The following is a 15,163-nucleotide window of genomic DNA, read 5'->3' on the forward strand; positions in this document are numbered from 1 at the left end:
GCCACAAATTCCAATGCTTTATCTAGCAGCTTATTCTCTCTAGACAATCTAATCATCTAAGCGAGTTACTTGGGCGCCTTGAGCTGCATCTCAGGTAACGCTTTTTTCTTCGCCTTGACCTTACGAACCACAAACCAAATCAATAAGCCCAATAGAATAGCGACCACATTACCCACCGCAATAATGATCATACTGCGCTGTCTGTCATCTTCACGTTTTTGAAGGATCATCAACTCTGTTGCGATACGCTTCTGTTCAGCAAGAGCTTCTTCTTGAAGACGTCGTGACTCTGCTAAGTCGATATCTTCAACAACGCTGTACGACTGCTCGGTAATTGGAAAAATCAGCGGGCGCTGACTTGAAGCATCAGTGGCATAAACCATCCCTGACCAATTATAAATTCCTAAATCGCCATTATAAGGCACCTCTAAAGCGACTTTCATTGCGTCGACTTCAGCTTGCCCCTGCTTGTACATCACATATTCATCAGGAGCCTTGTGCTCAACATGAACCGCTAACGAGCTCGGTGCGATCATCCCCTGTTCACCAGACACCACAATAGTATGAGGTAAACCCTCTTTTCGTGATTGAATGAAGGTGCTAGTGATCGGTGTTGGGTAAACCAAGACTTCTTGCTCTTGCGCTCGCAGGAACACGCCATTACCAGAGGTAATACGCGCTCGGTATTTACCGGGCTCGATATCAATTGGCAAAGAGACAGTGAACACACCATCTCCGGCCTTTTCATCAAGATCAGCGCCATCATCGGCAAACTCGCCCATCACAACCGGCACCGGGCGCGCTTCTCTCACCAAAGACTCTTCGTTTTCAACAAACTTAGTAAAGGTAACCTTAAGCTTCACGCGATCGAGAAAATCGCGCAGCACCAGCGGCTTGCCATCAGAAGTCAGTCGAGCGGTAAATTTGATGCGCTCTGTTTGATACAACTTATCTGGGAACTCATTAGCATCCAAAACAAGATGAGACAGCAGCTTGATATTGTTCTTAGGGGAAACTTTACCTATCGCTTGCCAAGGGCCGGGCATCGGATTGTCGATAGAGATAATGTCCATGGACGATTCTTCGTACCAACGGACATTATCAGCATTGCGCCAAGAGTAGTATTTCTTGCCATCAGGGCGAACCAAAACGACAGGTTTAGAGTTATCGGCTCGATAAATCACAAAGGTGACTTGTTCAATACTGGGATCAACTCTAAAACGGTTGTCCAATAAACTCATAACGGATTCTGTTGCTGCATGTAAGCCAAAACTTAACAGCAATAAGCAACCGGTAGCCAATACCCTTAACATACTTTCTCCCTACTGACGCCAGAGGCAGCTTCCGCTTTTCTCGACGAGATCTAAACGACTTTGATGCGCTTCTACTTCATCGGCCGTAGCTCGTAAAACCTTTAGGGATTTTCGACCACTTTCTACTCTTCGTATGCTTTCGGCTTCACCTTCCTGTTGACCAGCGTTAAATTGCAGCGAAGTTTGACCACCCGTCATCAATAAGTAGACGTCGGCTAGGATCTCCGCATCGAGCAATGCGCCGTGGAGAGTACGGTGCGAGTTATCGATACCGTAACGGTCACATAAGATATCTAGGTTGTTTCTTTTACCTGGGAATATCTTCTTCGCCATTGCCAAGGTATCGGTAACTTTACAGTAGTCATCCGTTTTACCTATCGCTGGGTTGAGCTTCTCAAACTCATAGTCCATGAAGCCCGTATCGAAGGGCGCGTTATGAGCCACCAGCTCCGCACCTTTGATAAAGTCGAGAAACTCTTTATGAATGTCTTGGTATTCAGGCTTATCAATCAAGAATTCATCGGTAATACCGTGAACGCCAATCGCCTCTTCTTGAATCGCACGATCGGGCTTGATGTAGACGTGGAAATGACGCCCGGTCAGCCTACGGTTGATGATCTCTACTGCACCAATTTCAACGATGCGGTGACCCATATAGTGAGGGCCACCTTCTGTATTCATACCGGTGGTTTCGGTATCGAGTACAACAATGCGCTTATTTTCGTTCGAACTGTTTTTTTCGTTCGTGCTTTGTTCTGGAGTGCTACTGGTATTCATAAGGATAACTGTGTCAGACTATGCCGATAATGTGCTTGAGGTAATAGTATCAAATCATGACGAAACAAGTTGAAATTTTCACTGATGGTTCTTGTTTAGGCAACCCTGGTCCCGGCGGCTATGGCATCGTACTTCGCTACAAAAAAGTCGAGAAGACGCTAGCAGAAGGTTTCACGCTAACAACCAATAACCGTATGGAAATGCTCGCCGCTGTCGTGGCTCTGCAAACCCTCAAAGAACCTTGCTCTGTGATTCTGACCACAGATAGCCAATACGTGCGTCAAGGCATCACACAGTGGATTCATAACTGGAAAAAGCGTGACTGGAAAACAGCCGACAAGAAACCGGTTAAAAATGCCGATCTGTGGCAAAGGCTCGATAAAGAAACCGCTCGCCATAACGTTGATTGGCGCTGGGTAAAAGGACACGCCGGACACAGAGAAAACGAAATGTGTGATGATTTAGCGCGAAATGCAGCGGAGAATCCGACTCTAGAAGATACGGGCTATCAACCAAGCTAATCGTCTTTTTAATTAGACGCACATTTCAGAAAGCGATTTATAATTTCTTAAACTAATTGACAATTTCTCAATCGAATTGATAGATGAAAAGCCGACAACTAATCGGCTTTTTCTGTTTTTAGCGGATATGACGCTTTGGCTGAATCCATTGTACGGCGCGTATTGGTTCTAAAACTTGCCCCAACAGGCGAGAAACGTCGCTTAAGGTGCCAATGTGGTTTGATGGGTTTTAGCGGGTAAGTACGCTTACGAGCAACAATAAAGTATTGGCTTCCGGCGAAGGATGCACAACCACCTAAGCTGTTCTCCAACCACGTCCACATCGCTTGATACTTACTCATCGGAAACAGCGCGTAGGTGTCACAATGAATTACTTCATAGTTAAGTACACCTAACCAGTCTTTAATTCGACTTGGCGTGTACATACGCCCACTCCAAGGCAAGCTGTTCTTTCGCCAAGGCATCAAACTGGCAAGCCCAGTGACACTGATTGGGTTGAAGCCCGTGATAATGATATAGCCATCGTCCATCATCACTCGATCGACTTCTCTCAATAAGCGATGCGGGTCATTGCTATAATCTAGCTGATGACTCAGTACTACAACATCAAAGCTTTTCTCCAAAAAGGGTAAATTATAGCCATCCGCTATCACATTATGTAATGGGTTCTGGATATCTAGGTTTACTTGATGTTGAATGTTGCATGTGCAGCTAGAAATCTCACTACTGAGGCCACCGAGCTTGAGCATATGGTAACCAAATAGCTTTGGGCACCACTCATCGAGTCGAGTTTGAATAGATTCTCTCAACCAGTCCCCATTGTGCAATTGCGCCCAAGTGTAAGGACGTTCAAACTTCTTTCTGCTACGTGCTGGCTTCATCAATAATCTGTCTCACTTATTCTGTCGCACTAATAGTGACTGGAGAACCAATAATGTTACATATCAAAAGCATACCTGCATTTAACGACAATTACATCTGGCTGATTCAAAATAGCGATCGCCGTTGTGCTGTCGTCGACCCTGGTGATGCGGCTCCAGTATTAGAGTACTTGGCACACCATGAGCTAACTTTAGATGCAATCTTGATTACACACCACCACCACGATCACATTGGTGGTGTTCCAGAACTCGTTAGACAATTTCCCGGCGTGGATGTTGTCGGTCCAAGGAATGAACCTATCCCTACCTTAACTCATCCGGTCGATGATGGTGATCAATTAGAACTGTTTGGCGAAGTATTCCTCGTCCTAGGGCTCAGTGGCCATACTGCGGGTCATATTGGTTATGTGGGCGATGCCAAACTGTTTTGTGGTGATGTGTTGTTCTCTGCGGGCTGTGGCCGAATCATGGAAGGCACACCACAACAGATGTTCGATGCACTGAATAAGATCACGGCTCTGCCTCAAGAAACCGAAGTTTATTGTGCACATGAGTACACTGCAGCCAATATCGCTTTCGCATTAGCCGTAGAGCCTGACAACCAACATTTGCAGCAATATCGCGACCAAGTGAACCGACTTCGCGCTCAAAATAAGTCGACCATCCCCACAAATTTGAGACAAGAGAAGTTTGTGAACCCCTTCCTGCGCTATACCGAGCCAAGTGTAGTGAAATCAGTGTCTAATCGCACCGAGCAGACCGATCCTTTATCGGTATTCACCGCTTTACGTGCGTGGAAGAACGAATTTTAACAAATACAGACTTGTCACTCATAGGGGGTGGCAAGTATTATCATCGGCCGTTAATTAAAAAGGCTGTAACATGCGAGTTAAGTACAGCTGGGCTTTGGTATTACTACTTTCTGGTTGCCAATTAACTCAGTCAGAGAATCCAGACCAAGCTTCCGAGCAAACCAACACATCTCCTACTAAAGAAGTTTCTCAAGCGAACGTTTCATCAGAAGCGACCAAAGAAGAACCAAAAGTTGAAGCTCCAGTCGTTACTCCACAAACACAAGAAGATGTTTGGAAACGCATTGCGATGCAACTTGAAATGGAAGTGCCAGACCAAAAGAAAGTCGACTACTACCGAACCTGGTATCTCAAGCACCCGAGTCATCTAAAAACAGTATCAAAGCGTGCTGAACCTTTCTTGTATCTGATCACGACTAAGATTGAAGAAAAAGGCTTACCACTAGAATTGGCACTACTACCCGTTGTAGAAAGCTCTTTCGATGCGTTTGCCTACTCTCATGGCAGTGCTGCTGGTCTATGGCAATTCATTTCAGGCACTGGCAAAGACTACGGGCTTGAACAGAACTTTTGGTATGACGGCCGCCGCGATGTTGCCGCCTCTACCGACGCCGCATTGGACTTCCTCTCAGATCTTAACCGACGTTTCGATGGCGACTGGAATCATGCGATTGCTGCCTATAACAGTGGTGGTGGTCGAGTAAACAGCGCAATCCGCAAGAACAAGAAGCTTGGCAAGCCAATCGACTTTTTCTCTTTGGACTTACCAAAAGAGACCAGCAGCTATGTACCTAAACTGCTTGCTCTAGCAGATGTCATTGCCAACCAAGAAAAGTATGGCATCGATATTCCGGCGATCCCGAATAAGCCAGTGCTGACTCTGGTTAACCCTGAAGAACAGCTTGATTTAGCCATTGCTGCGAACTACGCAGGCATTCCTGTCAAAGAACTTCAAGGTTACAACCCGGCTTACAACCAATGGGCAACGGCACCAGAGAAACACCAACAACTATTACTTCCTTTAGATTCAGTTGAGAAATTCAACAAAGAAGTCGCTGCCAATAAAGGCAAAGGCATGAAGTTGGTGCGTTACAAGGTTCAATCTGGTGACAGCATTAGCGTACTGGCAAGCAAATATAACACCACCAGCAAAGTGATCCGCTCTGCAAACGGTTTGAGCAACAACAATATTCGTATTGGCCAGCACTTACTTATCCCAACATCCACCAAAGACGACAAGACATACGCCCTAAGCGCCTCAAACCGCCTAGCAAGCACACAGTCGAAGAGTCGTGGTCAATATAAGCTCAGCCATACTGTAAGAAGTGGTGACAGCCTATGGACGATTGCACGCGCAAATAAGGTCTCTCATCAATCACTGGCTAAGTGGAATGGCATGGGACCACGCGACACGCTTAGAGTTGGTCAAGAACTGGTCATTTGGAAGAACGGCTCAGACGGCGCCATCATCCGTACGATCTTTTATAACGTAAGATCAGGTGACACAGTCAGCGGTATTGCATCAAAGTTCAAAGTAAAAAGTACAGATGTTGTAAAATGGAACACTTTGCAGAACAAAAAATACCTACAGCCAGGACAAAAACTGAAGCTGTATGTTGATGTAACTAAGGTAAGTGTATGAACCCGTCAAGTAACCCACTCGTCATGCTGTTGGATATATTCCGTTCGCCAACAGCTTGTTTCTTAGCGCTTTATCAACGAAGTGCTTGGGGATGGCAACCCTACGTCGTATTAATGCTCAGCCCATTTTTGTTTTGGGGTGCTTATTTTTCGAATGTAGATTTTGCATGGTTAAGTGCAGAGCTCTCGCAGCAACTGGCTCAAACGAACCCTGACCAATTGGCGTTACTTGACAGCAATACCTTACTCGCAAGTGAAATCATCAGCGACGTATTTGGCCGAACATTAACCATCGTTCTATTGGCATTCTGGTTTAACCTAGCAACCAAGCCAAGCCAACATCAGCACAGCTTTTGGCGATGGTTTGCAGCGGCATCGGTTGTTATATTCCCAGCTGTTTTAGGTGATGTAGCAAGCTACGCAAGCCTGATACTCAAGCATGGACATGTGATGAACTACGCTGCCGACTTGAACAGCTTAAATGGCTTGATCAAGTTACCGCTAACTAATGATTGGTCACAGTTTGCTAGCTCATTACCACTGCTTCTGCCATGGTACATCGTGCTAGGTTATGCTGCGGTATTAACGTGGACTGAGTTTGAACGCGGGCAAGCGCTTGTGATTTCAGGCTTACCATGGGTTGGCTACTACCTAATCTGGGCGCTCTACATTTTAATCTTTTAAGTAGAAGAGATAAGGCTAGCGAAGACTCTCTAGCCTATTGTTCCGTTAGATTTCCCAAGGTAACCACCGTGCGAATGGTTAAGTTCCAATGACTAATAGCTAATCACTATTTAGCCTTAAAGGTCACTCGCATAGGGTTATGATCAGAAGCGTCCGTAATGGGCGCTTTTGCTTTTTCTACCTCTAGCCCTCGATAGAACACATGGTCGAGCACCAGTCCTGTAATGAACTGAGTTCTGTTATCTGGCTCAAAGGCAACTTCCGTCAAACCAACCTTCTCCAACGCATCTTTCAATACAGCAAAGCGAGCTTCACTCCAGCTATTAAAGTCCCCAGCAAAAATAACCGGCCCACGATACTTTTGCAGATTGTCAGTTAAGCTCTTGAGCTGAGCCTCGTAATCTTCCGTACCAAAGGTAAAGTTCACAGCGTGGATATTAATCACAGCCAGCTCTTCGCCATTGTTTAGTTGGTAACGCGACCAAAGCGCCGATTTAGGCAGTTGAAGCCAAGGTTCTTCATGAGTATAAGCACACGCTTCAATCGGTAAATGGGTTGCTAGGTTGAGTACCCCAGCACTTTGCTCAAAGGCCTCAAACGCATTAACACGTGTGCTTCCCCACTGTCCGCTCATTACCCATTGGCGAAGTCCTTCTGTCATACTAGCTTCTTGCAGCAAGACTAAATCGCTACCTGCCGACAGCTTATTTAACTCACTCTGCCAATTATTTCGGTTTTGCTTGTAGATATTCCACACCGTAATGTCTAAGCCATCAGACACATCAATCGCTTTCGGTGCAGAGTTTTGGTAGCAACTGTAGATGTCGTTACTGGTACTTTGAGAGAAAATGATCAGGTTGGGTTTATTCGGGATCACGAAGATAAAATGAAAACTAACGACAGCAAGCGTTATCAATAACGTGATAACAATGATGGTTTTCTTAAACATACAGCACCCTACCAGAGATGAAAAAGGAGCGATAAACGCTCCTTTTAGGGTAATAGTTTTTTTATACGGCGTCTTCGTCTTCTTCGCCAGTACGAATACGTACCACACGTTCAACTTCAGTAATGAAGATCTTACCGTCACCAATTTTACCTGTTTGAGCCGTCTCAATGATGGTATCAACACATTGGTCAGCCACTTCGTCGGTCACAACGATTTCTAGTTTCACTTTAGGTAAAAAGTCGACCATGTACTCTGCGCCGCGGTATAGCTCAGTATGACCTTTTTGACGTCCAAAGCCTTTAACTTCAGATACTGTCATACCCGTAATACCCACTTCTGCAAGTGCTTCACGTACATCATCAAGTTTGAATGGCTTGATAATGGCTTCAATCTTTTTCATGTTCATCCCTTAAACTGTGCGAATGGCTCATTATCGGTTAGCTATAGTAAACATTCAATGAAAAAAGCCAGAGCTTTAAAGCTCTGGCTCGAAATTTATCATCTTGTTTAATCAGCGCTTTGAGAAGGTTTTACTTAAGGCTTGCGTAGTAAGCGGCTAGATTCGCGATGTCTTCATCACTCAGCATTGAAGCTTGAGCCTGCATTACAGCGGCCAAACCGCCGGTGCGCTGGCCATTCTTATAGGCCTTAATTGATGAAGCGATGTATTGCTCGTTTTGACCTTTAAGGTTTGGATAGCCAGGGATCACTGCGATACCGTCTGCACCATGACATGCCGCACAGATTGCTGCTTTAGCTTGACCCGCAGCAACATCAGCCGCCAGAGCGTTACCACTCAATAGTCCAAATCCAAGAACTAATCCTAGTGTAATTTTCTTCATTGCATATTCCATTAATTATTTTTATTAAAGTGACGGTGAATTGTGACATAAACTTTTTCTACTTGCTCCAAAGCGCTTCACAATCTTGACCTTCGTAGTTTTTATCTACGAATAAGCCTAAAACAGCGATCACTCGATCGCCATCCATTAATATCGGCGTTCTGCGTCTTAACCAACTGGGTACTTGGTACTCTTGAAACAACTTCTTAAGCTTCCTGCTATGACCGCGCCCAACAGGGTGTGCTGACAATCCCTCAGGGTTAAATATCACTCGCAGTGTTCCTCTCGTTGTGTTGAGACTAAAATGTTGCGCATCACAGTGGTTAGATACACCATCACTCGCCGCTGAAGTTAAGTGTAGTTCCCCTAAACCGTCAGGCAAAACTAAGCTCTCTTCCATCGAGATATCACTTTGCCAGTTCGACAAGTCTTTGGTCTCTTTGACGACATAGAGCTGATGATTAAAACGTCTAACCTCAACCTCATTCAACACCAGCTTAGGGTTGGCGTCTGCCTGAGCACATGCCACCTCATCCCATATAAGTTTGAGCTGCTTTTGGCTCGGCATCGGTTGATTACAGCGGCTCAGCCACATTCTTAATAAGCGTGCACGCAGTAAATCAGAGTGCTGAGATAATACCTCAATACTTAAGCTGTGCTTCTCAGTCAAAGCTTGTTGTAAGTGAGATTCTAACAACTCATCCAACAGTAACTCTTGCTCTGCACATAGCTGAGCACTACGACTGACCGATTCTCGAAAACTAGGCCAACGCTCGGTCAGTGTCGGAGTGACTTGATGACGAATAAAATTACGGTCAAAGCGAACGTCTTGATTACTCTCATCTTCTATCCAAGTTAAAGCCATATCGCGCGCCGCCCCTTCAATATCCGTTCTCGTCACCGACAGCAGTGGGCGAACGATATGAGCACCTGAAAATGGCATCACTTTCGCCATTGAAGAGAGCCCTTTCGGACCACTGCCACGCTTAAGAGCTAACAAGAAGGTCTCGACTTGGTCATCGATGTGCTGGCCTGTCACTAACACATCACCTTGTCTAATATGCTTTTTAAGGGCTTGGTATCGCGCGTCTCGAGCCAGCTTTTCAACGCTTTCTCCACGGCTAATATCTAGCGAGACTCGTTCAATGAACAAGGATACCGACACAGCATCACACCATGTTTTGCACTGCTCTGCCCAATAATCAGCATTGTTGCTTAAGCCGTGGTGAACATGTACCGCACAGCAATCGATGTGATGGGACTTAGCGAATTGGGCAGCCAACTCCAACAACACTCGTGAATCAACACCACCACTGAAAGCGACGATCAACCGACAAGGCTTAAGCGCGCTTTGATCAAGTACAGATGTGAAGGTATCAATTAAGTGTGTCATGAGGCTAATAAACCAAGAGATCGTGTGTTAAGGGATAATGTTTTAATAATAAAAAAGGGGTGGCACTGAGTCCAACCCTTTCATCATTTGTTCGTATAGCTAGCCTTATCGCTAAGGCAAGTTATCAGCAGTAGCCGTAGCTCATTAGACGCTGGTAACGACGCTCAAGCAGCGTTTCGTTATCAAACTGCTCTAGCTCTTCTAGCTGTTTAACTAACATGTCTTTCATGTTTTGAGCGGTTTGTGCAGGGTCGCGGTGCGCGCCACCTAGAGGCTCAGGAATGATTTCGTCGATAAGCTCAAGCTCTTTAAGACGAGGAGCAATCAGGCCCATCGCTTCAGCTGCTTGTGGTGCTTTATCTGAATCGCGCCATAAGATTGAAGCACAACCTTCTGGAGAGATTACTGAGTACGTAGAGTACTGAAGCATGTTCACGTAGTCACCAACACCAATCGCTAGTGCGCCACCAGAACCGCCTTCACCCACAACGTTACAGATAACAGGAACTGAAAGGCCAGCCATCACTTTTAGGTTTTTAGCGATAGCTTCAGATTGACCACGCTCTTCAGCACCAACACCTGGGTATGCGCCCGCTGTGTCGATGAAAGTAATAATAGGCATGTTGAAACGCTCAGCAGTTTCCATTAGACGTAGCGCCTTACGGTAACCTTCTGGCTTTGGCATACCAAAGTTACGGATCACTTTCTCTTTAGTCTCACGACCTTTCTGGTGACCAATAACCATAACAGGACGGCCATTTAGACGAGCCATACCACCCACAATAGCTTTGTCGTCAGCGTAAGCGCGATCGCCCGCCATCTCTTCAAACTCTGTGAATGCATGCTCCAGGTAATCTTTGGTGTAAGGACGTTGAGGGTGACGAGCAAGTTGAGCTACCTGCCATGCACCTAAGTCACTAAAGATTTTCTGTTTAAGCTCTAAGCTTTTTTTCTCTAGTTGTTCGATTTCTTTGTCTAGATCTACCGCTGTGTCACCACCGTGACGCGAAACGTCACGTAGCGCTTCGATTTTTGCTTCAAGTTCAGCGATAGGCTTTTCAAATTCTAGAAAGTTCAGGCTCATCTATGAATCCTTGTTGATTCAGCTCCGCATTCGCGAAGCTAAATTTTAGTTAAATTCGAGTTCTACTTGGCTATTTCCAAGCAGCTGTTTTAATTCGTCTAGTAATGTATCACTTGGCGTCACGCGCCATTCTGTGCCCAATGTTAACCGCGCTCTAGCGTCGGCACGCTGGTAGTATACATTGACTGGGACCGTTCCGGCTCTATAAGGTTCTAAGATTTGACTAAAGCGTTCAAAAAATTGACCGTTAATTTGGGATTGGTCGATAGATATCGACACCCCACGAGCATATTTCTCACGGGCGCTTCCTAAGTCCATGACCTCGCGCGCGGACATTTTAAGCCCGCCATTGAAATCATCAAAGCTGACCTGTCCGGAAACGACCACAATTTTGTCTTTTTCGAGCAATTCTGCGTAGCGATCGAGCGCATCCGAGAACAACATCACTTCCATTCGGCCCGAACGGTCATCAAGTGTCATCAAACCAATTCGCGTGCCGCGCTTCGTCGTCATCACTCTCGCAGCAATCACCAAGCCTGCAATTGTTAGTGATTGGTCACGACGCGTTGGCGTGGCATCTTTCAAACGACAGCTAGTGTATTTCGCTAACTCTTTGATGTAAGCGTTAACCGGGTGACCCGTTAAATACAAACCAAGCGTTTCACGTTCACCCTCAAGCCAAATCTTCTCAGGCCATTTAGGCACTTGGGTATACTTGTGTTCAACCTCTTCCGGAGCGTCGGTCAACACGCCAAACATATCAGATTGACCAAAAGACTCGGCATGGTGATGTTGACTCGCTGCCTTCACCGCATCTTTCAAAGATGCCATCATCGCCGCTCGGTGAGGACCTAATCTATCTAAGGCTCCGGATAGAATCAACTTTTCGATAACACGTTTATTAACCTTCTTCAGATCAAGACGTGCACAGAAGTCGAATAAGTCTTTAAAGTAACCACCTTTATTTCGCGCTTCAATAATCGCTTCAATAGGGCCTTCACCGACCCCTTTGATCGCACCGATGCCATAAACAATCGCGCCATCTTCATCCACGTTAAAGCGGTACAGACCCGAGTTGATATCTGGTGGTAAAAGCTTGAGCTTCATACGGAAACATTCATCAACAAGGCCAATAACCTTCTCGGTGTTATCCATATCTGCCGTCATTACCGCAGCCATAAATTCCGCTGGGTAGTGCGTTTTCAGCCATAGCGTTTGATAAGAAACCAGTGCATATGCTGCGGAGTGAGATTTGTTAAAGCCGTAGCCCGCAAATTTCTCTACCAAGTCAAAGATCTTCATGGCCAGCTCGCCATCAACACCATTGGCTTCAGCACCCTCTTTAAAGGTACCACGCTGCTTTGCCATCTCTTCTGGCTTTTTCTTACCCATCGCACGACGCAACATATCCGCTCCACCAAGCGTATAGCCAGCAAGGATCTGTGCGATTTGCATTACCTGCTCTTGATACAGGATGATGCCGTACGTAGGTTCTAGCGTCTCTTTCAGCGATTCGTGTTGCCACGTTTCATCAGGGTAAGAAACCGCTTCACGGCCGTGTTTACGGTCGATAAAGTTATCTACCATGCCTGATTGCAGAGGACCCGGACGGAACAGGGCTACCAATGCGATAATATCTTCAAAACAGTCGGGCTGTAGACGTTTGATAAGGTCTTTCATACCACGCGATTCCAGCTGGAATACCGCGGTGGTTTCAGAATTTTGTAATAGGTTAAATGACGCTTGGTCATCAAGAGGAATCGACTCGATACGAACCGGTTCTTTCCCCTCTTTCTTCAAACGTGGATTCACTAGGCCTAACGCCCAGTCGATGATGGTCAGGGTACGCAGCCCCAAGAAGTCGAACTTAACCAAGCCAGCCGTTTCAACGTCATTCTTATCGAACTGCGTTACTGGGAAGTTACCTTCTGCGTCGGCATAGATTGGCGCAAAATCGGTGATCGTGGTGGGTGAGATAACAACACCACCTGCGTGCTTACCGGCATTTCGCGTACAACCTTCAAGGATGCGACACTTATCAATCAGCTCACGAACTTCTTCATCGCCATCGTAAAGCTCTGGCAATGCAGGTTCAGCAAGGAATGCTTTCTCTAGCGTCATACCCGGGTCTGGCGGTACAAGCTTTGAAATTCGATCGACGAAACCAAACGGGTGGCCCAATACACGGCCTACATCGCGGATTACCGCTTTTGCCGCCATGGTACCAAAGGTGATGATCTGAGAAACGGCATCACGACCGTACATTTCAGCCACGTGATCAATAACTTGGTCACGCTTATCCATACAGAAGTCGATATCGAAATCGGGCATGGATACACGTTCTGGGTTCAAGAAACGTTCGAAAAGTAGATCGTATTCAAGTGGATCGAGATCGGTGATATCCAAGGCGTAAGCGACTAGAGAGCCGGCACCAGAACCACGGCCAGGACCTACTGGCACATCGTTGTCTTTTGACCACTGGATGAACTCCATTACGATCAAGAAGTAACCTGGGAAACCCATGTTGTTAACAACTTCGAGCTCAATCTTGAGTCGCTCATCGTATTCCGGTCTGCGCTCAGCACGCACTTTTTCATCTGGGAATAGGAACGCTAGACGTCGCTCAAGGCCTTCTTCAGATTTCTTGATCAAGAAGTCTTCAATCGCCAAACCTTCCGTTGGGAAGTTAGGCAGGAAGTACTCGCCCAGACGAACCGTTACATTACAACGCTTAGCAATCTCAACACTGTTCTCAAGTGCTTCAGGAATGTCTGAGAACAGCTCACACATCTCTTCTTCACTACGTAGATATTGCTGCGCGCTGTAGTTCTTAGGGCGACGAGGATCGACCATAGTGAAACCATCATGGATCGCCACGCGGATTTCGTGAGCATCAAACAGGTCTTCAGTTAGAAAAACCACTTCGTTGGTTGCGACAACAGGCAGGTCTTCCTGTTCAGCAAGCTCTAACGCAAAGTGTAAGTATGACTCTTCATCTGGTCGTCCGGTACGAATCAGTTCCAAGTAAAAACGATCGGCGAAGTACGTTTTGTAAAACTCGACGCTGCTTGCAACCAAGTCACGGTTACCTTTCAGCAACGCCTTACCAATCTCACCCTCTTTTGCTCCCGATAGAAGAATCAGGCCTTCGGCATGTTCAATCAGCCACTCTTTATCAATAACAGGCTGATGTTGAACATGACCACGAAGGTAAGCTTTTGAAATCAATAATGTTAGGTTGTTATAACCTTTATTATTCGTTGCAATAACAGTGAGCTTGGTTAATTCATCGCCAAAATCCGGAGACTGCATCAAGAAGTCAGCACCAATAATTGGCTTAACCCCACACCCATGGGCAGTACCGTAAAATTTCACCAAGCCACATAGGTTAGTAAAGTCGGTCAATGCTAGAGCAGGCATACCCATTTCAGCGACTTTTTTAACTAATGGTGGCACCTTAGATAGGCCATCCACCATCGAAAAATCACTGTGTACGCGTAGGTGAACAAATTTTGGATCTGACATTATTTTTCCTGAGTTCTAGGTTTAGGCCTAGGATTACAACTGTGTGTATTCTATTTTTTTCTAATACAAGTTAGCAACTTTATTAGATGCCAAGCTCTAGTTAACGTAAAGCTCTAATCTATACCAAGAATACGTTTTACTGGCTTAAAGCTCTTGCGGTAATGCTCGGTTACACCATGTTTTTCAATCGCTTCGAAATGCGCTTTGGTCGGGTAACCTTTATGCTTAGCAAAACCAAACTCTGGATGAAGTTTATCAAGATCTTCCATCTCTTGGTCACGAACGACTTTTGCGATAATAGACGCCGCACTGATTTCAGCCACTCGCAAGTCCCCCTTCACAATCGCAAGACCATCCATCGGCAGTTCTGGGACTCGGTTTCCATCTATCAACGCCATATCAGGTTGAACGCTCAACCCCGCGATAGCTCGCTGCATAGCAACCATCGTCGCTTGCAGAATATTCAACTCATCAATTTCTTGTGGAGAACAACGACCGACAGACCACGCCAAAGCTTTCTCTTTGATTTCAGGAAGTAACGCAAGACGCTTTTTCTCAGACAATTTCTTTGAGTCGTTCAAGCCTTCGATTGGGTTGTTTGGATCAAGGATAACCGCAGCGGTCACCACGTCGCCAACCAAAGGGCCACGCCCTACTTCATCCACGCCAGCAAACAGCTGGTAACCTTGCGGGTATTCAAATGGAGGAAGCTCTTTTTTTTCTTTTACTGCCATAACTAAT

The 15,163-nt window shown here is 45.9% G+C and carries 14 protein-coding genes; 4 read left to right on the plus strand and 10 right to left on the minus strand.

The genetic code is table 11. The features are described 5' to 3' along the window. Window positions 1-65: 65 nt before the first annotated feature. Together AB4329_RS07155 and dnaQ are read right to left on the minus strand one after the other, a co-directional pair. The gene (locus AB4329_RS07155) at window positions 66-1,313 is read right to left on the minus strand and encodes a TIGR03503 family protein (RefSeq protein WP_017069371.1); all 1,248 of its coding nucleotides are present in this window, start codon (window positions 1,311-1,313) and stop codon (window positions 66-68) included. Window positions 1,314-1,322: 9 nt separating this feature from the next. Beyond that, window positions 1,323-2,090 carry a DNA polymerase III subunit epsilon gene (gene dnaQ / locus AB4329_RS07160; RefSeq protein WP_017060722.1) on the minus strand — a complete coding sequence of 256 codons (768 nt, stop codon included), beginning with the start codon at window positions 2,088-2,090 and terminating at the stop codon, window positions 1,323-1,325. Window positions 2,091-2,146: 56 nt separating this feature from the next. On the opposite strand from dnaQ, the gene rnhA reads away from it, so the two are divergent. Further along, window positions 2,147-2,611, plus strand: a complete 465-nt coding sequence (gene rnhA, locus AB4329_RS07165; RefSeq protein ID WP_017063376.1) for a ribonuclease HI — start codon at window positions 2,147-2,149, stop codon at window positions 2,609-2,611. 98 nt (window positions 2,612-2,709) lie between these two features. Here the strand turns inward: rnhA and AB4329_RS07170 are convergent, their stop codons facing one another. Beyond that, window positions 2,710-3,492, minus strand: a complete 783-nt coding sequence (locus AB4329_RS07170) for a class I SAM-dependent methyltransferase (RefSeq protein ID WP_017060724.1) — start codon at window positions 3,490-3,492, stop codon at window positions 2,710-2,712. A gap of 53 nt (window positions 3,493-3,545) precedes the next feature. Here AB4329_RS07170 and gloB point away from each other — a divergent pair, with 53 nt between their 5' ends. The 3 genes from gloB (at window position 3,546) to AB4329_RS07185 (ending at window position 6,629) form a co-directional block, all read left to right on the plus strand. Continuing rightward, on the plus strand, window positions 3,546-4,304 hold the full coding sequence (gloB, locus tag AB4329_RS07175) for a hydroxyacylglutathione hydrolase (protein WP_017060725.1): 759 nt from the start codon (window positions 3,546-3,548) through the stop codon (window positions 4,302-4,304). Between the two features lie 70 nt (window positions 4,305-4,374). Further along, complete coding sequence (locus tag AB4329_RS07180; RefSeq protein ID WP_372051870.1) at window positions 4,375-5,946, plus strand: LysM peptidoglycan-binding domain-containing protein; 1,572 nt, start codon at window positions 4,375-4,377, stop codon at window positions 5,944-5,946. After that, the gene (locus tag AB4329_RS07185) at window positions 5,943-6,629 is read left to right on the plus strand and encodes a YIP1 family protein (RefSeq protein ID WP_017060727.1); all 687 of its coding nucleotides are present in this window, start codon (window positions 5,943-5,945) and stop codon (window positions 6,627-6,629) included. The genes AB4329_RS07180 and AB4329_RS07185 overlap by 4 nt, the downstream gene beginning before the upstream one ends. A 106-nt stretch (window positions 6,630-6,735) precedes the next feature. Here the strand turns inward: AB4329_RS07185 and AB4329_RS07190 are convergent, their stop codons facing one another. The 7 genes from AB4329_RS07190 to rnhB form a co-directional block, all read right to left on the minus strand. Then, window positions 6,736-7,578 (minus strand): endonuclease/exonuclease/phosphatase family protein, encoded by an 843-nt coding sequence (locus tag AB4329_RS07190; RefSeq protein ID WP_372137940.1) that lies wholly within the window; start codon window positions 7,576-7,578, stop codon window positions 6,736-6,738. Between the two features lie 61 nt (window positions 7,579-7,639). Then, entirely contained in the window at window positions 7,640-7,978 is a 339-nt protein-coding gene (gene glnB, locus AB4329_RS07195; protein WP_017063373.1) for a nitrogen regulatory protein P-II, read from the minus strand. A 130-nt stretch (window positions 7,979-8,108) separates the two neighbouring features. Beyond that, window positions 8,109-8,432 carry a cytochrome c gene (locus tag AB4329_RS07200; protein ID WP_170791809.1) on the minus strand — a complete coding sequence of 108 codons (324 nt, stop codon included), beginning with the start codon at window positions 8,430-8,432 and terminating at the stop codon, window positions 8,109-8,111. A 46-nt stretch (window positions 8,433-8,478) separates the two neighbouring features. Further along, a complete protein-coding gene (gene tilS / locus AB4329_RS07205) occupies window positions 8,479-9,813 on the minus strand; it encodes a tRNA lysidine(34) synthetase TilS (RefSeq protein WP_372098325.1) in 1,335 nt (444 codons plus the stop codon). 124 nt (window positions 9,814-9,937) lie between these two features. Beyond that, window positions 9,938-10,897 (minus strand): acetyl-CoA carboxylase carboxyl transferase subunit alpha, encoded by a 960-nt coding sequence (gene accA / locus AB4329_RS07210; RefSeq protein ID WP_017060731.1) that lies wholly within the window; start codon window positions 10,895-10,897, stop codon window positions 9,938-9,940. A 45-nt stretch (window positions 10,898-10,942) separates the two neighbouring features. Then, a complete protein-coding gene (gene dnaE, locus AB4329_RS07215) occupies window positions 10,943-14,422 on the minus strand; it encodes a DNA polymerase III subunit alpha (RefSeq protein ID WP_372137941.1) in 3,480 nt (1,159 codons plus the stop codon). Between the two features lie 113 nt (window positions 14,423-14,535). Beyond that, window positions 14,536-15,156, minus strand: coding sequence for a ribonuclease HII (rnhB, locus tag AB4329_RS07220; RefSeq protein ID WP_017063371.1), 621 nt, complete (start codon window positions 15,154-15,156; stop codon window positions 14,536-14,538). Window positions 15,157-15,163 lie beyond the last annotated feature (7 nt).

It is taken from the genome of Vibrio sp. 10N.261.54.A5 (genome assembly GCF_041471145.1).
Classification (GTDB): Bacteria; Pseudomonadota; Gammaproteobacteria; order Enterobacterales; family Vibrionaceae; genus Vibrio; species Vibrio crassostreae_C.